Source organism: Paenibacillus sp. HWE-109, from assembly GCF_022163125.1.
Taxonomy (GTDB): Bacteria; Bacillota; Bacilli; order Paenibacillales; family NBRC-103111; genus Paenibacillus_E.
The window spans coordinates 4,970,308-4,992,077 of the sequence record NZ_CP091881.1 but is presented as its reverse complement, the minus strand read 5'-3'; the positions used below and the strand labels follow the sequence as shown (position 1 = coordinate 4,992,077).

The following is a 21,770-nucleotide window of genomic DNA, read 5'->3' as shown; positions in this document are numbered from 1 at the left end:
ATCGTCTGCCCTGTAAAACGCAAGCTTAGCATCTAGAGCATCCAGATTAACTGTAGCAGCGAATTTCCACGATCTCAGCTCGCTCAGAGCCATTCGTAGCCTCAATAAGAACACGGATTCGATCCGTTGTCACAGGGGCTGTCAGCGCATGAACATGATGCCGAGTGTGATTGTTAGTTCCTTCTGCTACGGTCGTCCACTCGCCACTCTTGAAGGCTTGCAATTTATAAGATTTGACCAGTTCCGGAATGATTTCAAATTCTGTTCGATGATGATGCAAGTTAATTAAATCCTCATTGACATCATCATTGAATGTGAGATGCACGCTCTGGATATGGACAGCCTCTGTCCAACTCACTTCAAGCCATTCGGGCTTGGAGACTTGTAAGGAAGTTGATGACCAAGCATGAGGTCCGCCATAAGGACGCTTATAGCCATCAGAAGCTTTATCTGGTGCAAATGCCTCCGTAGGCGAGAGCAAGCGGAAGCAGATCGGGCTTCGAACGAATTGGTACTGACGCCAGTCTACCACGGGCTGGTGATGATGCATATCGCCGAAATCAGCCGACTTCTCGCTGCCGTAGGCGAATGAATGGACCCCAGTTTGCGGTTGGGCGGATTGATGAACAGAAACAGCGGGATTGCTTTTCAGAATAATAAAAGCATTCTGTGCCGTTTCCGGGTGCCACGCAAGCGGAGCCGTCACCCATTGCTGTGATCCTTGCGGGACAGCAACTTGGATGGAACTCACCAGACTAGCAGGAACGTAGTTCTGCGGCTTTCCTGTGCTCCAAAGCTCAACAGTCAGCTCAGTAGCTTCCGAAGCGTCTAAGAGCAGTTCTACGCCTTCTATGAATGGATCTACCGGCAAGAGTAAAGCGATGTGCGTATCCAATGCCAGGCTAGACGCAGATTGCTCCAGCGCAAGCTGGGTCAGCGTGCTGGATGCGCTCACGGCGGCCGCGCTGCGCACGAGATCGGCTGCATCCGCGTTCTTCAGGCCGAGCACAGCAGCGTCCTGGCGCAGCAGCGTTTGCTGCAGCTCGCCCAGGTGGCCGTCGTGCAGCTCGCGAGGCGAGATGCCCTTCGCCGCGCAAAGAGCGGCTCCCGTGCCGGCGGCTTCGCCGATGACAGCGCAGGTTGCCATGACGCGCGTAGTGCCGAAGGCCACGTGGGACGCGCTGATATTGCGTCCTGCCATCAACATATTCGTCACGTTGACGGAGTAGAGCGAGCGGAAAGGAATATGGTAGCTGCCATCCATATGCATATGTTTCGAGCCGCTCACAGTGGCATACATGCCTTGCGGCGGATGCAGGTCAATGGACCAACCGCCGAAAGCAACGCGGTCAGCGAACAGTTCCTGGGCGATAACATCGTTCTGATTCAGCACGTAGTCCCCAACGAAACGACGATATTCCCGCTTGCCTGGCAAGGAACCGATCCATTCGAGCGTGAGATTGTCGCTGTCGAATTGACCGGAATTTTTGATGTAATTCCATATCCCGTAAATAACGGAGGACAATTCGTCGCGAATGCGTTCATTATCATGAACAGTATCCAGTTCACCGCCCCATTCAATCCACCAATACGAACAGCCATTATCCCCGCTGCGAATGACACGTTTCATGGGGATTGAAGTCTGTGTGATATCTTTGGCGAAGCTAGGTGCGATATATTTAACCGGACGGCCAGCATCCTTGGTGTAGAACAACAGCGTACTTCCGAGCGTGATATCATCTTCGACAAGCGGAGCCCATTCTTCGTTGAATTCCTCTTGGGCTTCGCGGCCAATACGAAACTTGGCGCCTGCCAAGAAGCCTACAAGGCCATCCCCCGTGCAGTCTAGGTAAACGCGGCTGTCAAAGTGAATCCGACGTTCAGACCCCATCATCCAGCCTGTGACGGATCGAATCGTGCGGCTGTGTTCATCCCCATCTGCATCAACTTCATGAACATCTGTGTTTAAGAAAAGCGTAATATTCTTTTCTGCTTTCACTTTTTCAAGCACAATCAGATCCCAGATATAAGGGTTTCCATCGATATTGCGGTACTGATTTTCGACGAACATCTCACCCATAATGCCAGTTTCACGCGCATTGCGGTGTACACCATGGGAAGTGGCGCCGCACACCCACACGCGAACTTCACTGCTGGCGTTTCCGCCAAGTACCGGACGATTTTGAACAAGAGAGACAGTTTGACCTAATCGGGCTGCTGCAACAGCCGCGCAAACGCCTGCTAGACCGCCGCCAACTACGGTAATATCGGATGATACGATTTCATGTTTCATAACTAAGCACCTCGCTGTTGAATGGAATGTATTTGATTTCATCATAAAATAAATGATTCCCAATGAACATGCAGAGAGTTACAATAAGCATATACTTTATTTCATTATGGGGGAGGCGGTTGGATGCGCTCTCACGATCTGTCATTGAAGCTTCTTGGGCATGTATACTGGCATAAGAAGACGGAGTTCATGTTGGAGGTAGATGATTACCCGCTTTGGACGCTATTTGCGGTAGAAGAAGGTCGGTTTGCTTATCGAATAGGTGAGCATCAAGGTGAAGCCAGTTTCGGAGATTTGGTGCTATGTCCACCTCAAACAGCTTTCCATCGCCAAACATTGGAGCCCCTTTCCTTTCATTTCTTGCAGTTTATGTGGCTGTCAGAACGAAGCGCAGAGGAAGAAGGCGATTGGGCTGGCAAGCTGTCGATTCAAGATAAAGATCGATTACTCTCCAATTATCGCTATCTAAGACAACTGCAGGGTTGGGACGAAGAGAGCACGATGCATAGACAGCATATGGTGAATGATCTGATTCGTATCGTTGCCATGGAGCGGGCGCTAAGCGATGACAAGATTTCTGAATCGGATGAGCTCATGGAGGATGCGCGGAGGTTTCTACTGGAGCATGCCTACGAACGCTTATCCATGTTGGATGTGGCTGTAAGCCTTGGTCTGACCGCTGTTCAATTTACCCGCAAATTCCGCCGGGCCTTTGCTCAGACACCGTCCGAATTTCTGAATGAAATTCGCCTTACGCGAGCGCGGCATCTCCTCGAGGGATCGGCCTTAACCTTGGAAGCCATAGCCGCGAAGTGCGGGTATGAGAATGGTTTTTATTTGAGCCGCGTCTTCACGCAGAAGATCGGCATGGCGCCATCGGTCTACCGCAGCAGACACCGTGTATAGAATAAGAGCCTTGATCTCCGGTTATGGAACCGAATCTCAAGGCTCTTGTTCATTTAAGGTCCGTCGTAGGGAAGTCGGCCTTCGACGTATTCATCTTCAGGCTTGCGAATCCAGCGCTGTAAATATCCTTGCGTATGTAAGGCTTTAATCAAGATGATCAGGACAGGGGAGAGAATCACGCCTGCAATTCCAAACAGAGAAAGCGAGAGAATCATAAAGGCTAAAGTTGTAAAAGCCGATACCCCCAAGGATTCCCCGGTAATCTTAGGCTCCATGATTTGTCTGACAAGAATCACGACAAGCAAGATGGCGCTGAGCCAGATTGCCAATGTCGTTTGACCAACAATGAAGAGATAGATGATCCATGGGATGAACAAGGTCGACACGCCCAGTAACGGCAGCACATCAAAGATGGCTGACAAGAGCGAGATGGAGAAGGCGTTGTTGACGCCCAGAGAGAGTAAAGCAATGAAGACAACGACGAACGTCAACGTAATCAGTTTGGATTGTGCTTTTATGTAAGATACAATGCCTTTCACCACGTTCTCCTTGAGGAAAAAGAAGACGGATTTGAAGGTTTTGGGCGTCTTTTCACCGGCAATGCGTTTCCAAGAATCAATTTCGATACTGAGGAAGTACGCCAAGATGATGCCGACGATAAAATTAAACATAAAGGTCGAGAATGAGGTAAGTTTCGTCACCAGGCCAGAAAGAACGGCAATGATGAATTTGGAGGCGTTGCCAGCGAATTGTCCGGCATAGTCTTTGGCTTTGGTGATGACATCGGGCGGCAGTGTTTGGAAGCGATCATTCAATTCACTGATTTTATGTACAATTTGATCATTGAAAATAGCCTGATAATCATCAACTTTATCAACAAGACTCATGATTTGACTGGTAAAAATAACGACGGCACCTGCCAATGCACCCAAAATGATCAAGACAAACAGCAGCGTGGAAATGGCGGATGCTATTGACTTGCGCATTCCTTTGCGATGCAAAAACCTAGCGAAAGGCTCGATCATCATAAAAATGATCAGAGCCAGAAAGATAGGCGTTGCGATGCGGTATAAGTAGCTGAATAGCAGCATGAATAGATATACAGTTAGAACAATGAGAGCAATGTCAAAGGCTGTCCTCCAATATTTCCTGTAAAAAGAAAGCATGCATGTTCCTCCGGCATCATGATTGTTCGGTTAAAATAATCGGGCCTTCACTTGTAATGGCAATCGTATGCTCATATTGGGCAGATAGGCTGCCGTCATAAGTTCTGGCTGTCCACCCATCGGCATCGACCTTGGAATGGTATTTCCCGACATTCAACATTGGCTCAATCGTAAATACCATCCCTTCCTTAATGCGCGGGCCTTTGCCGGCAGGTCCATAGTGAGGGACTTGCGGTTCTTCATGCATTTCGGAGCCGATGCCGTGTCCGATAAAATCTCTGACAACGGAGAAGCCTTGTGCTTCGGCGTACGCTTGAATGGCATGGGACACATCGCCGATGCGATTTCCGGGGATGGCTTTCTCAATCCCTTTGTAGAGTGATTCCTTCGTGACGTTCAATAATTTCTCAGCGATCGGCGAGATGGTTCCGACTGCATAGGACCAAGCAGAATCAGCCAACCAGCCGTCTATACGAACAACCATATCAATAGTGACAATATCGCCGTCTTGAAGCGGTTCTTTTTTCGGAAAACCATGGCAAATCACGTCGTTGACGGAAGCGCATGTCGCATATTGATAACCATGATAGCCCTTTTGCTCTGGTGTAGCACCGTTGTTGGCTAGAAAGCTCTCGACGAACTGATCAATTTCCCAGGTGGTGATGCCTGGGCGAATCATTTTAGCGATTTCTTTGTGGCAATCAGCCAGAATACGGCCGGCTCTGCCCATTTTTTCAATTTGTTCTTTGGTCTTGATGGTAATCATGACGTTCCACTCCTCTGACGGTATTCTTACATTATGTCCATTTTGCTGACCATAGCTTCATTTCTTTTAATATTTGATGCAAATCCTCGCCTTTTGGTGTCAGCGTATACTCGACCGTAACAGGCACAGTAGGGTAAGCCATTCTTTCCAAGACCCCATGCTCTTCCAGGTGCCTGAGAATATCTGTCAATGACTTGGGACTAATGCCAGTGACTTGGCGCTGCAGTTCACCGAATCGCTTCGTTCCGCAAAACAATTCTCGCAGCACGAGAAATGCCCATTTGCCGCCAATTACTTCAAGTGTGCGTTCAATGGAGCATTCAATTTCTTTGGGTACTTTCGGAATATAGTTGCTGAGTGGAGCGACTTTTTCATTCTCTAGGGTTGACATAAGTTCGCTTCCTTTCAATGTATAATACCCGACACTAACGTAGAGGTAAGTAAGTAACCAGCCTGTATTTAGTGTCAATTGTTTTCACTACTATGTATTTTAAAGTTCAGGCCATGAATTAGCAAGACTTACGTACTTTGTTTGCGTCAAGATATGTTTACGAAGGTTCCATGGACAAAGGTTGATTTCGTGCCTTAGATTCTTTACAATAAGAAATAAAATTATAGTTTCAGGAGATGTGTACATATGAACGTCAAAATTTCTCGTAACGCAGCAAAAGTACTTCAATTGGAGCTTGATAAAGAAGAAAACAAAGGTTTGTTAGTTCGTGTACAAGTGACTCATTCCCATGGTGACCACGCTCACTACGGTTTAGGTCTTGACGATAAATCAGAAAATGACGTCCTTGTCAGCACGGATAAAGGGATTGATGTAATTCTGGATAAAACTGAGCCTTTGCTTGATGGCATCCGCATTGATTACTTCTACACACCGGAAGAAGGCTTCATGATTACAAACCCAAGCAAGGGGAATCACGGAGATCACTAATGCGCAATGATATTCGCATTTGTGATAAATGCAAACATATGAAAGTGAAGACCGCCCTTTCAAAAATAAGCGTCATTGCTCCAGAAACTGAGGTCAAAGTAGCTTGTAAATCGTATTGCGGCCCTTGTTCTCGCTTTGCTTTTATTTTCATTAATGGCCGCTATGTAACAGCCCCAACGGAAGATGAAGCCATTGAAAAGGCAAAAAAATATGTGAAATAACGAAAAAGCATCCGCTCATTCTGTGAGCAGGATGCTTTTTTGATTAGATAAGGCTGAATCCATGCGGATAAGTGTCGATAAGCAAATAAGCCATCGGATCTTGTTTGGTGTAAACGCGGAGTTACTCCAGCTGCCTCACAGAGGAAAGGGAACTACAGTGCGCTAATCTAGCAAAAAGTGGTATTATCGCGAGCGAGAGGGAACTGCAGTGCGCTATATTTGTTATTTGAAGGGAAACTCAGCGCTTTGCGTGGAAATAAGACACTGTAGTTCCGCTATGACTCTAGAATCCCTGCTATTTGCCTAAATAGCGTACTGTAGTTCCCATTAACAGGATTTGTCCGCTTTGAAGAGGCTGATTTCTCAGGGCGGCGAAGCCGTTTTTTTAATTAAGCTTGGACAGCGGATTTCTCAAGCAGTTTACGAATTTGCTCATCGATTTTACTTGGCTTTGTAGTAGGGGAGAAACGTTTGAGGACGCGGCCATCTTGATCAACGAGAAACTTCGTGAAGTTCCATTTAATGCCTGAGCCAAATATACCGGAAGTCTGTTGCTTCAGGTGGCGGTACAAAGGATGCGCGTCGGATCCGTTCACATTTATTTTGGAAAACAGGGGGAAGTTGACGCCGAAATTTAATTGGCAAGCCTGTTGAACCTGTGCATCGTCACCGGGTTCCTGATCCATGAATTGATTGCAAGGAAAACCCAGCACGCTGAAACCTTGATCTTTGTAGGTGTCGTGGAGCTCTTGAAGTCCTGTAAATTGGGGAGCCAATCCACAATTCGTTGCCGTATTGACGATAAGTAGTACTTGACCCTTGTAGTCAGCAAGGGATTTCTCTTCACCGCGGATCGTTCGAACCGTAAATTGATGAACGTTCAAAAGGATCACCTTCTTCTATATATTTTGTACAAATTAATTGTACACAACTTTTAGTCGTAATGCAAAGATTAATTTATTTACAAAACATTCATATCTCTCTAACACTGTGCGAATAGACAAGCCGTAAGCTAATCTCAAAGGAAGATATCAGATCATTGGAGGGTTAAAATGAAAAGATTTTTCAGAAGAAAACGTTTGCTCCTATTGTTTGCCGCTATGGGTACCTTAACCAGTGCAACTGTCGTTGCAGCAGGTCCGGCAGCGCTGGAAGCTATTGCGGTAAAGTTTCCAATAACATCCGGTGGCAAAACGCTAACCCTGGACAAGGATCCCGTTGTCATTGACGGCAGTACCTATGTACCCCTTCGCACGATTGGTGAAGCACTGGGGAAGCAAGTGGAATGGAATGAATGGAACCAGTCCATTTCCCTCAAAGATATTCCGAAAGTGACAGGGAAATTTGAGTGGAAAAATGCGCCTGTTCTGGACAAAGGGATTCAAGAAGGCGGCTTCTCCGGTTTAGTGCATCTGCCCAAAGATGCTCCTAATACGTTCTATTCGCTTGCGGATCGCGGACCTAATGGTGAAGTAGGCAAAGATAAACTACGTACATTTCCTATTGATAGTTATATTCCTCGTTTGTACAAATTCAAAATTACAAATGGTACGATTGAAATTCTGGAAACGATTAAACTCTCCTTGCCGGACGGCAAAATCGATAAAGTAAGCAAGACCAAATACATAACAGGTTTACCGAATCTAGACGGAACAGATGAAGTGCCTTACGATGAGAAAGGGGCAACGAAACTTTCCTATGATCCGGACGGATTGGACTTGGAAGGTATCGCCTACAGCCCATCTGATGATACGTTTTGGATTTCGGATGAATATCGGCCATCCATTCTTCAAGTTAAACGCGATGGAACGATTCTAGGCCGCTATGTGCCAAAAGGTTCCAAAGAGAAATTAGTACAGGCCGGCGCACAGATCCCTATTTTCGATACGCTGCCTGAGGTTTACAACAAACGTATTGCCAACCGTGGTTTCGAAGGTGTGACGATTTCACCAGACGGTAAATTCCTATACACATCCATTCAAAGCCCAATGGCAAATCCGGATAAAAAAACAGGGGAAGCCTCCAGAAATCTTCGTATTCTTAAGATGGATTTGGCGACGAAACAAATCGTTGGTGAGTATGTGTATGTGGCTGAACAAGCGGGAATGTTTGCGAAAGTGAATCAAAAAGATATCGTTATCAGCGATATGTCGGCTCTTTCTGGTGATGTGCTTTTGGTGGATGAGCGTGATAAAAACGCGGGCGCGGATGCTCAGTTGAAGAGGATCTACAAGTCCGATTTCTCCAAAGCAACGAATATTTTGGGGAAAGCGGCCAGCAATAACTTGGAAGGGCTATCCATTCAACAGTTGAAGGATCAAGGGATTCAGCCTGTAAGTAAAGAATTGATCGTTGATATTGCCAAACTTGGCTATCCCTATGAGAAAATCGAAGGACTAGCGGTCGTTGACAAAAATACGATTGCCATTGTTAACGATAACGATTTCGGTATCAGCTATGATGAAAAAGGCGTATTGACGTTAACGGGAGCTCCTACACAATTGCAACTTATTCAAGTAACAGATGACTTATCGACTAAATAGTTGGACAAACAAAACCCAGGTCAACGAGCGGTGCTCGCGGATCTGGGTTTTCTATTCAAACGATATCGGCAAGCGCTTTTTCTACGTGTATGTACTTGAATGTAAATCCATTCGCAAGAAGAACGTGCGGGAGCACCTTCTGGCCGTCTAAGAGAAGGGTGGACAATTCGCCGAAAATCAGCTTCAGCACGAAAGCGGGGAGCGGGAATAAGTTAGGCCTGTGCATCGCTTTCCCTAATGCCCGTCCGAATACTAGATTGGTCACCGGATTCGGCGCTGTGGCATTGACCGGTCCAACGATGGCATCGTTCACGATGCAGAAATCGATCAATCGCACCATATCTTCAATATGGATCCATGAGAGCCACTGCTTGCCGCTGCCTATTCGGCCGCCAACGCCAAGCTTGTAAGGCAGAGCCATTTTGGGAAAAGCGCCTTCTTGGCCATCGAGCACAAGTCCTACGCGCACTTTGACGATTCTGGGTCCTTTGATTTGATCTGCCGTGTGTTCCCACTGCTCGACGACGCCTGATAAAAAATCGACTTGACGATGAGGACTTCGCTCATCAAATGTCTCTGTCTCTGAAGTACCGTAGACGGACATACCGGAAGCATTGACAATCACTTTGGGTTTGGTGGTCATCCTTTCAACCAGCTGTGCAACCTGTTCAGCGGCCTTAATGCGTGATTGGACAATTCGCTCTTTGGCTTTCGAGGTCCACCGTTGATTAATGGATTCTCCAGCAAGATTGACGATCGCATCCAAACCTTCGAGGTCTTGTGAAGAGGTTCGCAGTTGCTCCCATGTTACAGTACGCGCATGCGGGCTCACAGTTTGGGCTGAACGGGAAATATTGATTAATTCATGGCCTTGCTGCTGCAAATGTGAGATCAATCGCTTGCCTATAAAGCCGCTGCCGCCGGTAACTGCAATTTTCATTGATCAGCACCTCCTTACGAGTATTATAGGTGTTGTAACCTCTATTTTCCAACGATTGTTATTCTTCGATTTACATAGATGTGTTATATTGGAAATAAGGAGGGATGCTCATGTTTCGCTTTTTATTCGGAAAATCATCCAAACCGCCCAAGCGCAATCGTCCTGGAAAATCCAAACCGAGTTATCGCGCAGCAGATTTACCTCAAGGGCTTGGTTTACAAGCTGGCATTCCATTAGATCGTCTAGTCGCTAAATTGGACAGCGCACTTCCGCCTGATTATGTAGAAAGACTCCAATATCGTGTCAAAATCGAACACCCGCTTATGAGTGATGATGAGTTTTCTTGTAAATGGTTTGAATTAAAGCGATTTTTCCTCATGAATCTGATCTTAAAGCGAACCCCGATGTTCAGCCACGAAATCGACGATATTTGGCATGAGATGTTGATGTTCACACGGGAATATCAACGGTTCGGAGAGCAATTCGCAGGTGGCGTTATTCACCATGCGCCTGAGCGCGAACCTAAGGAAATGCCGGGAGAGCGCGCATGGTTTGACTGGGTATATGCGCATTTATTTGAATTTGCGCCAACCAGCGCCCGCTGTTGGAATGGCTTCTTCCGTAATCCGTTGGATAAGGAACGAACAGACTTGCTTCGCGGCGGGAACGAAGAGGAGATCGCCGCGCTGTGGTTTGATATGGAGCAAGCGAAGCGATATCCCGAAGTGGCTGAAACGATCCGCTTGCTCGTAGCGCAAGCGATTTCGGAAGCCGAGAAGGCCGCGAACAGCCGCAGGTTTGAGGATACAGGCTGGCAGAACTCCTTATCCGGGCCTAACAGTATGGTCTACTTAGCAGGCGCGATGATGTTCTTCTCCATCAGCGAAGCCCACGATTACACGAGCGGTATGGACTCGTATATGCCTGAGAATCAAGAAGATATAGAGAAAGACAGAACCTCCAACTGCTCGGCGTCAGGCTGCGGTGGCTACAGCAGCGGTGACAATAGCGGCGACAACAGCTCCGACGGTGATTCTGGCAGCGGCAACAATTGCAGTTCCGGATCGGGTTCCTCCTGCTCATCTTCCAGCTGCGGTTCCAGCTGCAGCAGCTAGCCATTAAACCCAAATCAATCAAAGACTGTTCTCAAGGTGTCCAACACTTGAAGACGGTTTTTTTGTTGTGCGCTCTAAATCCAACAAAAACCAACAAATCGAAGACACCAATCGCTAATTTTCGTGTATAATTGGAATTCGATGTTCATTTGATTGACCGTCGGTAAATAAAGTGGTGATAGGAGTCTCTTTACATGAATCGGTTGCGTGGTTTTCTTGGTTCATATCATCCCATTGTGCATACGCTGCTGTTGGGAACGGTGATGGCTAGGGCAGCGTCATCGATGAGCTTGCCGTTTCTTGCCATCTATTTGGCAAGACATTCGTCCATGAGTCCCGTCATGATCGGGGTCGTTATCGGGATGGGCTCTCTGGCAGGAACGGTCGGCGGTTTTATTGGCGGGACATTATCTGACCGATTTGGCCGAAGAATTATTATGTTAGCCGCACTATTTGGCTGGGCATTCGTATTTCTGGGCTTCAGTGTCGTTAAATTACCGCTCCTGTTCATGCTGCTCAATATGCTGAACGGGCTCTGCCGGTCCTTCTATGAACCGGTATCGCAGGCCTTGATGGCAGATCTGACAGAACCTGCGAAGCGGCTTAGCGTATTCTCATTACGCTACATGGCCATTAACGTCGGGGTTGCTGTTGGTCCATTGTTAGGTGCTTTTTTTGCCACCTGGAGTGGAGCGCTTCCTTTTATGATCACGGGTCTCATTTATTTTATTTATGCCGTTACCCTGTATGTCCTGTTAAGCAAGTTTGGCATTAAAAAAATCGAAGGTGAGAAGAAATCACCTGTTACTTTTGGTTCTGCATGGCGTGTCATTCGCAGTGATATGACTTTTCGCTACTATATTTTAGGCGGTATCATTGGCGCAATCGGCTACTCGCAGGTCATGGTGACACTTTCGCAATATTTGGAGAAAAGCTTTGTGGATGGCGTCAAAATGTTTGCCATTCTGATGAGCGTTAATGCAATTGTGGTGATTGCCATGCAAATTCCGCTTACGCGCTGGTCCGAGAAGTATACACCGCTTGCAGCTATCGTTTTTGGCAATTTAATGTTTGCATTAGGCGATATTGGATTTGCGTTGTCGCATTCGCTTATTTGGCTTATTGTGTCTATGAGTATTTTTACATTGGGTGAGATCTTGAATTACCCGGCAGCGAATATGTTGATTGACAAATTAGCGCCTGAGCATATGCGAGGAACGTATTTTGGTGCCCAAACTTTAACGAACGTCGGTCACTTTATGGGCCCATGGATTGGTGGATTTTTGCTTGTTTCCTATGGGGGCAGCACGTTGTTCAACAGTATGGCGGTAATTACATTGGCGGGTTCCATTTTCTACTGGAAAGGCACGATTCGTCAAAGGTTGCTGAAAAATACGTCGAAAAAAGAAAATTTATGAAAATAATTGAAAAATTAGTTCTTGAGAACTATTCGAATTCAAAACAACTTCCCTTATTCTTGAGAGTGTAGATCAGTTAAACCAAGTTCATACCGTTACAACATGTTACACATCTCGACAAAGGCAAAGCTGACGAAAGTCAGCGACGCAAAGCTAAAGGGGCTTACTTGTCCTGAAACGGACAAATTGCCAGCCAGCTGCCGAACGATTGGGTATTCAACATAGAACCCCTCCGATCGGAATAATCGCGGGGTTTTTCTCTGTCATAACCAAATGAATTGTACGAATAAAGGAGGACCAAGCAGCATGCAGTCTGAACTACATGAAGAGCAAAAAGTAACTTCGCTATGTGGTAATCATGTTGCCCGTTTGGTTCCGTCTTCAGACGGACCAAAGCTGATGATTAATCGAGAAGAATATGCCTTGAATGAAAATTGCTGGGATGTTGAAATGTTTCATGGGAGAAGCAACAGCATCTTGATTTTCTACTGGAAAGGCGAAGTTAAGCTATCCGTAAAGATACCGCCTATTGCTCAAATCGAAGCATTTTTGAATAGGCTTTATCAATGTTTGTCTTCCAAGTTAAGAACGGTGCAGCCGATTTAGGCGTACCGTTCTTTTTTTCATGCTTGATGCGGAAGCGCTCATCGCAAGACAAAAGCATTGTCACGAAACGACAGAAGCTGATATAATAATTAACAATAAGGTATGTAGTGCAAAAGGACTACGATTAGGGGGCTACACGAGCATGAGATTAATTACACGTTCGGATTTTGATGGTCTGGTATGTGCGATGCTTTTCAAAAAAATGAACATGGTGGATGAAATGAAATTCGTCCATCCCAAAGATATGCAGGACGGCTTGATTGAAGTTACGGAGAACGATATCTTGGCCAATGTCCCTTATGTGCCTGGTTGCGGTTTATGGTTTGATCACCACTCCAGCGAGCTTGAGCGTATGGGCGAGAAGGTAGCGTACAAAGGTGAAACGCGGATTGCCCCAAGCGCGGCACGTGTCGTCTATGATTATTACGGCGGCCAAGAAACCTTTGGCGATATCGATGATATTATGCAAGGCGTAGACAAAGCGGATTCGGCACAATTCAGCAAAGAGGATATTTTGAATCCAAGCGGCTGGGACCTGTTGTCCTTTATTATGGATGCCCGCACAGGCCTGGGTCGCTATCGCGATTATGCAATCAGCAATTATCAACTCATGGAAGAACTGGTCGAGCACTGTGCGACGAAATCTGTTCATGAAATTATGGAACTGCCTGATGTGAAGGAGCGTGTGGCACGTTACCTGGAATTGGACGTTCTCTATCGAGACATGCTGCAAACCTATACACGTACCGAAGGCAATGTCATTATTACGGATCTGCGTAATGTAGAGACCATTTATCCAGGCAATCGTTTCATGGTATACGCCCTTTATCCGGAGCAAAACGTATCGATTTGGATTGTCGACGGCCGCAATAAACAAAACTGTGTATTCGCGTGCGGTCATAGCATTGTCAATCGCTCCTCCAAGACGAATATCGGAAATTTGATGCTCCAAAATGGGGGTGGAGGTCACCAGGCTGCAGGGACTTGTCAGGTGGATTATGACCAAGCTGAGGATGTATTGAAGCAAATTATTGCAACGATGAGAGCAGACGGTTAATTCTTACAACCAGCCGCAGGACAGGAACCTCCCTGATTGCGGTTTTTTGACTAGAAATCGGCATAGGAGGCATCTCTATGAGATTGGAAAAGAAGAAATTGCAGGCTAAGGGAATTAAGGTGGAGCCGGTGCGGATTGATCCGATTACAGGAGATAAATATACATTTTTTGCAGATCCGGACGGGCTGCCTTTGGAGTTGGTGGAACATGTCTAGTGAAAATAGGAGAACGACGGAGCAGGAGCCCAAATTGAGCTTTGCCAAAGGGTGTCTGTGGAGTCTTGTTGTGATGATCCCTGTTTGGGCTATTTTTATTTGGTTCTTTTTCTTTAAATAAAAGCCTTTGTTAGCTTGATTGGATGAGAACTGCTGTTGGCAGGCTGATCGAATGAGCGACAAAGGTTTTTTTTAGTATTTTGTATAGGGTATGGGGGTATGGTATATTCTAAAGGGGGTGAATTAATTCTATGAAGACAATTTTAATTGTTGATGATGAAGAAAAAATTCGTGAAGTTGTTGCGTCCTATTTGCAAAATGAGGGCTATCGGGCTATTCAGTCCGAAACAGGGAACAAAGCACTTGAACTCGTTCGAGGTGGCAATGTGGATCTGCTTATTCTGGATCTGATGCTGCCGGACATGCCCGGTGAAGATGTATGCAGGGCGATACGGCAGTTTTCTCCTGTTCCTGTCATCATGCTAACAGCGAAAGTTTCGGAGGATGACCGCGTCCAAGGATTAACACTCGGTGCCGATGATTATGTCTTGAAGCCGTTTAGCCCACGTGAACTAACAGCAAGAGTTAAAGCTATACTTCGTCGCACGCAGGAGGATTCGCTTCTTGCAGAAATTATTTCGTTTCATCATGAGGATCTTGTCATTCGGCCAATGAAACATGAAGTTTATAAAATCGGCAAACGGCTAACTCTAACTCCGAATGAATATAAATTGCTGCTGATTCTGGCGCATCATCCTAACCGAACGTTTACACGGGAGGAACTCGTTGAAAAAGTGCTCGGTTTTGATTATGAAGGCGATCATCGTTCCATCGATCAACATGTCAAAAACCTCCGTCAAAAAATAGAAACGGATCCCAAAAAGCCTCAATACATCGTCACCGTTTACTCCATTGGTTATCGGTTTACGGGAGGGGAATCATCGTGAGAGGGTTATACGCACGAATTGTCATCGCATTTATTAGCATAGCTTCCGGTGTTTTGCTCATCTCAACCATAGCGTTTATCGTAACGACACATTACCACTTCTCCTTATATCAATCTCAAACGATGGAGATGAACTCACCGACATTTGATGCCCATTTTGAGCAGGCAGTAGTACAGTCTGTTCTTTGGTCTGCCATTCTGTGCATATTGCTCTCCGTTCTGATAAGTCTTTTGGTCGCCAAGAGAATCACAGCTCCGCTGATACAAATGAAAAAGGTCGCAGAGCGAATGGCGCAAGGAGAACTTAGAGCAAGAACAACAGTCAAAGGAAATGACGAGATCGCCGATCTGGGGGGCTCCCTTAATCATCTTGCTGAACAACTGATGCATCAAGAGCAGTTGCGTAAAACGATGACGGCTGATGTGGCGCATGAATTAAGAACGCCGCTTGCAACACTCAAAAGCCATATGGAAGCGATGATAGATGGCGTTTGGACGCCAAGTCCCGAGCGACTGGAGTCTTGTTATGAGGAGATTGAACGTTTGCGATTCCTGGTAGGCGATTTAGAGCAATTAACGGAAATGGAGTCCCCCCATTTCAGGCTGAAGCTGCATCAAGAAAATGTAGCAGTCATTGTTCATCGCAATATCGAAGCGATTCGGGCTTCTTTTGACCAAAAGGGAGTTCATCTTGTATTTGAAAGTTTAACTAACGTTGAAACTGTACTGGATAGGCAGCGATTAGGTCAAATTGTGGTGAACCTTTTAACGAATGCGCTAAAGTTTACGCCCCAAGGGGGGAAGGTCTCTGTTGAAGTGAAGGAAGAACAACACTCCGTGATCATTCTTGTATCGGATACTGGAATTGGAATTAAGGAAGAGGATCTAAGTTTTGTATTTGAACGTTTCTACCGCGCAGAGAAGTCCCGGGATCGTAAATCAGGCGGAAGTGGGATTGGATTAACGATTGTAAACAAATTGGTGCAAGCGCATGGAGGAACTATTCGAATGGAAAGCCGTGTTGGTGAAGGAACAATCGTAGAGATACATATTCCCAAGATTTTAGTGTAGATGTAATTAAGATCTTAAGTCTACATAAGATCTACATAAGCATCTTTTATAATAAAGGTTATCAAGAGGAGTGACTTAGATCACAGATCAAAGATCTCATAAGAATTTGAGGAGGAAATTATGAAAAAAATAGCCATTTCAATTCTGCTTACGGCTGCTCTCTTAACGGCATGCGGTAAATCAGGGGGTTCGATGGACCATAGCGGCATGACGAAAGAAGCAGGTTCCACGCAAGCAGACAATGTCCAAGCACAGTTTAAGCTTTCTAGTGATAAGACAATGCCGAACCAAGATACTATGATTACGATAAAAGTTCAGGATAAAGACGGCAAATCAATTGAAAAATTTGATACCGTGCATGAGAAACAGATGCACTTTATTATTGTCAGCAAAGATTTATCTTTCTTTAATCACATTCACCCGGATTATAAAGGAAAAGGTGAATTTACCGTTACCACACAATTTCCGACTGCAGGCGAGTTCAAGGTGATTGCGGATATTACGCCAACGGGTATGGGAGCAATGAGCAAGAGCCAATGGGTGACAGTTCAAGGTAACCTTCCTGCTCAAAAAGCAATTGAACCTGATGCTTCATTAACTAAAGTGGTGGACGGCAAGGAAGTAACGCTTTCCATTGATCACCTTATGGCGGGCATGGAGCTCGACTTGAACTTCAATATCAAAGACGCTCAGACGAAGAAACCTGTAACAGATCTGCAGCCTTACTTAGGGGCAGTTGGGCACGTGGTGATCTTAACGCAAGATGCCGGAAATTACCTGCACGTGCATCCGACAGATGAGAAAGCGTCGGGACCTGATGCCAAATTTATGACGACATTCCCGCACAGCGGTGTATATAAGATTTGGGGACAATTCCAGCAAAATGGTAAAGTATTTACGGTACCTTATGTTGTGAAAGTACCGTAATGATTGGAAAAGGAGCTAAGCGGCTTGATATGCTTAGCTCCTTTTTATCTAATGAACCGGATGATGCTTATATACCGAAAAATAGCTGCTTTGGCGATTTAATGAACTGAGTTGGCGCTATCGAGCATTTTATAGGCGGAATGGTGATCATTTGCTTAAAATAACGCATCTGGAAATCGTTAGATTTTCAGAATGAGCGATTTTGATCGAATAAGGGTTATTGAGTTCGTAAAGGGGCAAGGCTTTGACTAGTGAGGAAAGAGCAGTTAACATTTTGCGGAATGGACTGTGAATGTCTCTGCTTTTTCCGCATAACCAAAAGATCACTATGTTAGTTTGCAATTGAAGCAAGCTTCTCGATAACCTTATTTCTAAACTCGTCATCCCGCATCATCGTCGCCAGAAAGTCATCGAACTTGTTTCTCAACCATAAGTTCTCTGTTCCCGTTGAATTGTTAACGAAGGCTGCAATTTCTATCGTTTCACCGTTCTTCTTGCATCCATACATGGCCGAAGTAACAACAAATAGTGTAGTCCCACCTTTGAACCCGATTCTAGTATATTGGGATTTTGCGGAGGGTTGTCTTCCTACCAAACGATCCAAAATTTTTTGAACGTCGGGGGAAAAATAGGTGGCGCTATTGATTTTATTCATTAAAGAAGCATATTCTTTTGTTGTTCCGCTGGGCAATCGCTCGGACTCCAGCTTTTGAATGCTTCTTTTGAAGCTCTCTTTTCTGTTCAATGTTTTGATCGTCGCTGAATCAGACTCATTTTTTAGAATGTTATGCAGTATACAAGCATAGGACATATATTCCTCTTGACTCATTTCACGCATACGCTTGATTAAACGTTTACCCTCCAACCCTTCTTTATCATGTACATACATCGAAGCTAGCATGGCCGAAGAAATCGGGAATATGGAGGTATGGTTCAACATCCCCAGTTCTGCCAAGCTTGCATTAATTCTGTCTCCTCCAAGCAGCTCAAATATATATTCGGTACAAGCATTCGAACTGAACTGAATCATTCCTCTTGCGATTTCGTCCAGTGTCACTTCATTGCTGTTCTCAAGATAATCCTTCAAATCATATTTCCAGCTTGAATGAGCTCCTCCATCCGTGCCAGGAATATAGTATCTCTCCACATCATTGAGGCTGACTAGCGTTTCAGGATTAATGAGCCCATGAGCTGCTTGCTTGGCATATTCCACTGCAAGAATTAATTTAACAGTACTGGCTAGTGGCATGACTTTGTTTGAATTATATTCAAGAACAGGTTGGTCGTTATGCAAAATGTATAATGAGCTATAGACTCTATTTTTCGCAAAATAGGTCAGTACATGCTGTGCGGTTTTTTTATTATCCGCATATTGCAGAATAGCTGCTAATGCAAAAAAGGCGATGATAAGTAGACACACGACCAGAGCTGTCCAAATCACAACAGACAATATTGATCCCTCCAGTAACAACAAATTTTATTTATTAACCTTGAATAATCGAATCAATCCCATCTACAACGACAGAACTTTTATTGAACCAGATTAAACATATCCAACTTCTCGCAATTCACTTTCGGTTCATTCTATGAGAAATATTAATTTGAGTCAATAAATTTTTCCATTATTAGATGTAGATCCCATATTTGATTGGGTAGTATGACCTATTATGCCATATGACTTCCATGTTAAGGATTTTCGCGCGTATTGTTTCAAGCTGTTAAGCAAGAACCAAAGCTCTATTTCTACAAGAAAGAGTAAATTTGTTACTGATGATGAATAAATCTATTCCTTACTTTATAGGGTCTTCGTAAGTAATAATGAATTAACAAGCAAGTAGGAGGTATATGAACGTTGGGTTCTACAATCATAATAGATTGCTGGGATAAAGCATGTTTCATACAGGGAGAATGGTTTCTGTCCAAACTCAGAGGAAACAGGGAACAAGATACAATTTACTCAAATACGGCTGGAAACTCACTGTTTTTCGTGCCAGCATTTGAGAAAGCGGGTCTTTATAAGGTATCTGTATATACAATTAAGGCAGGCGGAGAACAGCATTATGAAATCCGTCATAACGGCGCCTGCGACTGGGCAGCATCTTCTCCATCTGCTGGTGAATCAGGCTGGGTAGAATTAGGCACATACTGGTTTAGAGCTGACGGAAGCGAGTATGTCAAATTGATCTCACAGGACGGATGCACTCGGGGAACGTCGATCATGTTGGAGTTTACCGAGGGAACGAAAGCATTGGCGAATAGCAGATCGTTTATAACTAAGCGTTCTGCAATTGAAGGAGTTTCGTCACCGGCATATTTCGAAATAAAAGGTGAGATTCTAGATTGCACCGACGCCGCGTATACCGAATTGGGAGACTGGAAGGATGCCCGTCTAGAAAATTATTTAGAGAAAAGCATCACCAGAGTGTCATCGACGCTGGGAGATTCCGTGAAGTGGTACGTAACGACACCCAATCTATCCGCACAAGAAGAGGGGGATTTTGCGGTGTATGTTTGGATGCCTTATGGGAATAACAGCGGGGCAAGTGTAAAATATACGGTCCAAACATTGCATGGTAGTTGGATCAAAGAAATCGATCAAGAAAAGCGGTACAGAGGAGGCTGGACGAAACTTCTGACGGTTCGCGCTGCGGGGGATACCGGTTTAGGGGTAACTTTGGAGGTAATGTCAGAGAGGGATACCTATGCCTCGGCAGTTAAACTGGTCCGAACGGATGCAGCGGAGGACGCCCCTGCGAATATGATGGGTGAAGCGGATACGGAAACGGTTGCTATACTAGTCAATCAATCCGGATATGACATAGGGAGAGCCAAGAGAGCGACAGTTGTCAATACACCTGATGAAACCCCCTTCTTTATCAAGGATGCTCAGACAAATGAAACGGTTTATTCGGGAGAGGTTGTCAACTATATAGCCGATTTCTCTAAGCTGAACCCTGATAAGAAAAGCGTATACTATGTCGAGTCAAATGGTGCCGTTTCTTATACGTTTACTGTGGCAAATCATTGGATTCAGCGTGTTTCCGTTCCTCCGGCAGTCGCCTTCATGAATCATGCCAGAAACGATGCCTGGCTTCCTGGACTTACCAGTATCGCCTGGCGCGACAGCCATCAGTTTTCATTTGAGTTAGGCTCGTTGGCGTTGATGTATATGTCGAATCCGTCCTTGTACGAAAACATGCCGCGAAACATTTTTCAGCTTGACCAAACGATGTTTAATAAGTTGAAAACGCAGAATGAGCCAGACCTGATTTGGCTGATGAAGTTTGCAGTAGAACGGTACTATGACCTGAAGGTGAATCAAGCTCATAGTTTGCATCCTCTCATTAAGGAACAGTTATCGTATTTCATCTATCTTTGTCCTTCTATCAAGGCGTATGTGTCAGAGGAGGATTACATAAGAATCAGAGATTTTACAATCGAGGAGTGGACTTCGTCCGATCAGACAAATACACAGAAATGGTACGATATTGAGGGCGAAAAGTATAACCTCCTTGAGGTTCAAACCGTATTTGGAGGAATTAAAGGCTCTTTTCCGCCGGCGCATGCGATCGTTCCGAATCTGTTGATGTACGAGGTAGTCAAACGGGATCGGCTTGGCGGAGAGGAACGGTATTTGGATACAGCTTACAGAAATTGTGAATATATCCTTGACCATATTGATATAGCAAGCCCTTATTATTCCAAAGGTCAGCGAATGAGTGAGTACATCGTTATGCAAAATCTTGCTTATTTTCAGGAGATGTACCCTCAACAAGCACCGGCAAGATTAATCACTGAAATCAATCGTTGGGCGAAAAAAATGATCGCACGCTCCGCCAATATGTGGGATATGAGGATGGCATCTTCTGTCTCTGCTGGCGATGAACAAGACTACTGGACTGGAGCGGCTTATGCCAAGGCCAATGACCCCCGAATTACGGCGATAATGAATGAGCCAGGGAGTGAGGCGGGTATTCAGGCAGCGATGTTTGCTGCTGCGAGAGTCATCGATAACCCACAAGTGGCCGGGCGGCTGAAGGAAATCGGCATCGCAGGAATCGATCATATGTTTGGTCGCAATCCCTATGGCCGAATGTTCTTTTTTGATGCTGTCAGGGATATCGAAGGGGCGCATTCGGGCTGGTTCTCTAAGCATGAAGTCGCTGGAAATGGTCGACTTGGTGACGTCCCGGGACGAATTGATGCTTCGCCGAAAGAAATGGCGTACCCCTTTAATCCAAAAGCAGATCCCGGATATGTTGAAGGCTGGGTGGCTTTCAATTCAGCATGGAACTGTTCAATTGCTTATAGCGCTGGGGATGAAATTGAACTTATGATTGATAGGGATCAAGCACAAATTGGAGAGGGCGTTCAAATTCGATTAAAAGCGCCAATTCATATGGACAGTGAAAAGGTAGAGACAGCGAGGGTCCAAGTAACCGATACGATTTCAGGCAAAATGGAGTGTCTATGTGTGACTAAAGAAGACCAAGACAGCATGTATTTCATAGGCGTTTACCTTGTGCCGGAAGGTGCCGGAAGACTGGAATTCTCGTATGGATACGGATTGTTTAAGAAATTGGCAAAAGTAACGATAGTATCGGAGCTATAGAAGGCTCCTTCTTTCTAATTAATGCCAA

General features: G+C 45.3%; 19 protein-coding genes, 1 pseudogene and 1 riboswitch. Of the genes and pseudogenes, 13 read left to right on the top strand and 7 right to left on the bottom strand.

The features are described from left to right. Nucleotides 1–46: 46 nt before the first annotated feature. Nucleotides 47–2,293 carry an FAD-dependent oxidoreductase gene (locus LOZ80_RS21225; protein WP_238166578.1) on the bottom strand — a complete coding sequence of 749 codons (2,247 nt, stop codon included), beginning with the start codon at nt 2,291–2,293 and terminating at the stop codon, nt 47–49. A gap of 123 nt (nt 2,294–2,416) precedes the next feature. Here LOZ80_RS21225 and LOZ80_RS21220 point away from each other — a divergent pair, with 123 nt between their 5' ends. Then, complete coding sequence (locus LOZ80_RS21220) at nt 2,417–3,199, top strand: AraC family transcriptional regulator (protein WP_238166577.1); 783 nt, start codon at nt 2,417–2,419, stop codon at nt 3,197–3,199. 53 nt (nt 3,200–3,252) lie between these two features. Here the strand turns inward: LOZ80_RS21220 and ytvI are convergent, their stop codons facing one another. Genes ytvI through LOZ80_RS21205 form a run of 3 tightly spaced genes read right to left on the bottom strand, consistent with a single transcriptional unit; the run spans nt 3,253 to nt 5,522 of the window. Further along, nucleotides 3,253–4,365 carry a sporulation integral membrane protein YtvI gene (ytvI, locus tag LOZ80_RS21215; protein ID WP_238166576.1) on the bottom strand — a complete coding sequence of 371 codons (1,113 nt, stop codon included), beginning with the start codon at nt 4,363–4,365 and terminating at the stop codon, nt 3,253–3,255. 16 nt (nt 4,366–4,381) lie between these two features. After that, the gene (gene map / locus LOZ80_RS21210) at nt 4,382–5,131 is read right to left on the bottom strand and encodes a type I methionyl aminopeptidase (protein ID WP_238166575.1); all 750 of its coding nucleotides are present in this window, start codon (nt 5,129–5,131) and stop codon (nt 4,382–4,384) included. A 31-nt stretch (nt 5,132–5,162) separates the two neighbouring features. Next, nucleotides 5,163–5,522 carry a winged helix-turn-helix transcriptional regulator gene (locus LOZ80_RS21205; RefSeq protein WP_238166574.1) on the bottom strand — a complete coding sequence of 120 codons (360 nt, stop codon included), beginning with the start codon at nt 5,520–5,522 and terminating at the stop codon, nt 5,163–5,165. Between the two features lie 246 nt (nt 5,523–5,768). Between LOZ80_RS21205 and LOZ80_RS21200 the strand changes: the two genes are divergently transcribed. Together LOZ80_RS21200 and LOZ80_RS21195 are read left to right on the top strand one after the other, a co-directional pair. After that, a complete protein-coding gene (locus LOZ80_RS21200; protein WP_189009445.1) occupies nt 5,769–6,071 on the top strand; it encodes an iron-sulfur cluster assembly accessory protein in 303 nt (100 codons plus the stop codon). Next, nucleotides 6,071–6,292 (top strand): YuzB family protein, encoded by a 222-nt coding sequence (locus tag LOZ80_RS21195; protein WP_238166573.1) that lies wholly within the window; start codon nt 6,071–6,073, stop codon nt 6,290–6,292. The genes LOZ80_RS21200 and LOZ80_RS21195 overlap by 1 nt, the downstream gene beginning before the upstream one ends. 389 nt (nt 6,293–6,681) lie before the next feature. Here LOZ80_RS21195 and LOZ80_RS21190 read toward each other — a convergent pair whose 3' ends face one another. Then, nucleotides 6,682–7,176, bottom strand: coding sequence for a glutathione peroxidase (locus LOZ80_RS21190; RefSeq protein WP_238166572.1), 495 nt, complete (start codon nt 7,174–7,176; stop codon nt 6,682–6,684). Between the two features lie 168 nt (nt 7,177–7,344). Here LOZ80_RS21190 and LOZ80_RS21185 point away from each other — a divergent pair, with 168 nt between their 5' ends. Continuing rightward, the gene (locus LOZ80_RS21185; protein ID WP_238166571.1) at nt 7,345–8,835 is read left to right on the top strand and encodes an esterase-like activity of phytase family protein; all 1,491 of its coding nucleotides are present in this window, start codon (nt 7,345–7,347) and stop codon (nt 8,833–8,835) included. A gap of 55 nt (nt 8,836–8,890) precedes the next feature. Here LOZ80_RS21185 and LOZ80_RS21180 read toward each other — a convergent pair whose 3' ends face one another. Beyond that, a complete protein-coding gene (locus tag LOZ80_RS21180; RefSeq protein WP_238166570.1) occupies nt 8,891–9,775 on the bottom strand; it encodes a TIGR01777 family oxidoreductase in 885 nt (294 codons plus the stop codon). Nucleotides 9,776–9,885: 110 nt separating this feature from the next. On the opposite strand from LOZ80_RS21180, the gene LOZ80_RS21175 reads away from it, so the two are divergent. The 8 genes and pseudogenes from LOZ80_RS21175 to LOZ80_RS21140 all read left to right on the top strand — a co-directional run bounded on the left by LOZ80_RS21175 (nt 9,886) and on the right by LOZ80_RS21140 (nt 17,130). Continuing rightward, nucleotides 9,886–10,890 (top strand): glycine-rich domain-containing protein, encoded by a 1,005-nt coding sequence (locus LOZ80_RS21175; RefSeq protein ID WP_238166569.1) that lies wholly within the window; start codon nt 9,886–9,888, stop codon nt 10,888–10,890. Between the two features lie 194 nt (nt 10,891–11,084). Then, nucleotides 11,085–12,308: an MDR family MFS transporter gene (locus LOZ80_RS21170; protein WP_238166568.1), complete on the top strand. Its 1,224-nt coding sequence runs from the start codon at nt 11,085–11,087 to the stop codon at nt 12,306–12,308. Nucleotides 12,309–12,420: 112 nt separating this feature from the next. Beyond that, a riboswitch (cyclic di-GMP riboswitch) is annotated at nt 12,421–12,513 on the top strand. A 101-nt stretch (nt 12,514–12,614) separates the two neighbouring features. Then, complete coding sequence (locus LOZ80_RS21165) at nt 12,615–12,914, top strand: hypothetical protein (RefSeq protein ID WP_238166567.1); 300 nt, start codon at nt 12,615–12,617, stop codon at nt 12,912–12,914. A gap of 142 nt (nt 12,915–13,056) precedes the next feature. Further along, complete coding sequence (locus LOZ80_RS21160; protein ID WP_238166566.1) at nt 13,057–13,971, top strand: exopolyphosphatase; 915 nt, start codon at nt 13,057–13,059, stop codon at nt 13,969–13,971. Between the two features lie 92 nt (nt 13,972–14,063). After that, nucleotides 14,064–14,186, top strand: a pseudogene (locus LOZ80_RS21155) (VOC family protein); the annotation flags it as partial. Between the two features lie 251 nt (nt 14,187–14,437). Beyond that, nucleotides 14,438–15,133: a response regulator transcription factor gene (locus LOZ80_RS21150; protein ID WP_238166565.1), complete on the top strand. Its 696-nt coding sequence runs from the start codon at nt 14,438–14,440 to the stop codon at nt 15,131–15,133. Continuing rightward, entirely contained in the window at nt 15,130–16,203 is a 1,074-nt protein-coding gene (locus LOZ80_RS21145) for a sensor histidine kinase (protein WP_238166564.1), read from the top strand. The genes LOZ80_RS21150 and LOZ80_RS21145 overlap by 4 nt, the downstream gene beginning before the upstream one ends. Nucleotides 16,204–16,323: 120 nt before the next feature. Further along, nucleotides 16,324–17,130, top strand: a complete 807-nt coding sequence (locus LOZ80_RS21140; RefSeq protein ID WP_238166563.1) for a DUF8832 domain-containing protein — start codon at nt 16,324–16,326, stop codon at nt 17,128–17,130. A gap of 331 nt (nt 17,131–17,461) precedes the next feature. Here the strand turns inward: LOZ80_RS21140 and LOZ80_RS21135 are convergent, their stop codons facing one another. Continuing rightward, a complete protein-coding gene (locus LOZ80_RS21135) occupies nt 17,462–18,571 on the bottom strand; it encodes a serine hydrolase (RefSeq protein WP_238173066.1) in 1,110 nt (369 codons plus the stop codon). A gap of 411 nt (nt 18,572–18,982) precedes the next feature. Here LOZ80_RS21135 and LOZ80_RS21130 point away from each other — a divergent pair, with 411 nt between their 5' ends. After that, entirely contained in the window at nt 18,983–21,742 is a 2,760-nt protein-coding gene (locus LOZ80_RS21130; RefSeq protein ID WP_238166562.1) for a golvesin C-terminal-like domain-containing protein, read from the top strand. Nucleotides 21,743–21,770: the final 28 nt, after the last annotated feature.

What these genes read in the sequence shown, in the direction of transcription:
- LOZ80_RS21225 (WP_238166578.1), bottom strand. Translation starts at nt 2,293, where the DNA reads ATGAAACATGAAATCGTATCATCCGATATTACCGTAGTTGGCGGCGGT.
- LOZ80_RS21220 (WP_238166577.1), top strand. Translation starts at nt 2,417, where the DNA reads ATGCGCTCTCACGATCTGTCATTGAAGCTTCTTGGGCATGTATACTGG.
- ytvI (WP_238166576.1), bottom strand. Translation starts at nt 4,365, where the DNA reads ATGCTTTCTTTTTACAGGAAATATTGGAGGACAGCCTTTGACATTGCT.
- map (WP_238166575.1), bottom strand. Translation starts at nt 5,131, where the DNA reads ATGATTACCATCAAGACCAAAGAACAAATTGAAAAAATGGGCAGAGCC.
- LOZ80_RS21205 (WP_238166574.1), bottom strand. Translation starts at nt 5,522, where the DNA reads ATGTCAACCCTAGAGAATGAAAAAGTCGCTCCACTCAGCAACTATATT.
- LOZ80_RS21200 (WP_189009445.1), top strand. Translation starts at nt 5,769, where the DNA reads ATGAACGTCAAAATTTCTCGTAACGCAGCAAAAGTACTTCAATTGGAG.
- LOZ80_RS21195 (WP_238166573.1), top strand. Translation starts at nt 6,071, where the DNA reads ATGCGCAATGATATTCGCATTTGTGATAAATGCAAACATATGAAAGTG.
- LOZ80_RS21185 (WP_238166571.1), top strand. Translation starts at nt 7,345, where the DNA reads ATGAAAAGATTTTTCAGAAGAAAACGTTTGCTCCTATTGTTTGCCGCT.
- LOZ80_RS21180 (WP_238166570.1), bottom strand. Translation starts at nt 9,775, where the DNA reads ATGAAAATTGCAGTTACCGGCGGCAGCGGCTTTATAGGCAAGCGATTG.
- LOZ80_RS21175 (WP_238166569.1), top strand. Translation starts at nt 9,886, where the DNA reads ATGTTTCGCTTTTTATTCGGAAAATCATCCAAACCGCCCAAGCGCAAT.
- LOZ80_RS21170 (WP_238166568.1), top strand. Translation starts at nt 11,085, where the DNA reads ATGAATCGGTTGCGTGGTTTTCTTGGTTCATATCATCCCATTGTGCAT.
- LOZ80_RS21165 (WP_238166567.1), top strand. Translation starts at nt 12,615, where the DNA reads ATGCAGTCTGAACTACATGAAGAGCAAAAAGTAACTTCGCTATGTGGT.
- LOZ80_RS21160 (WP_238166566.1), top strand. Translation starts at nt 13,057, where the DNA reads ATGAGATTAATTACACGTTCGGATTTTGATGGTCTGGTATGTGCGATG.
- LOZ80_RS21150 (WP_238166565.1), top strand. Translation starts at nt 14,438, where the DNA reads ATGAAGACAATTTTAATTGTTGATGATGAAGAAAAAATTCGTGAAGTT.
- LOZ80_RS21140 (WP_238166563.1), top strand. Translation starts at nt 16,324, where the DNA reads ATGAAAAAAATAGCCATTTCAATTCTGCTTACGGCTGCTCTCTTAACG.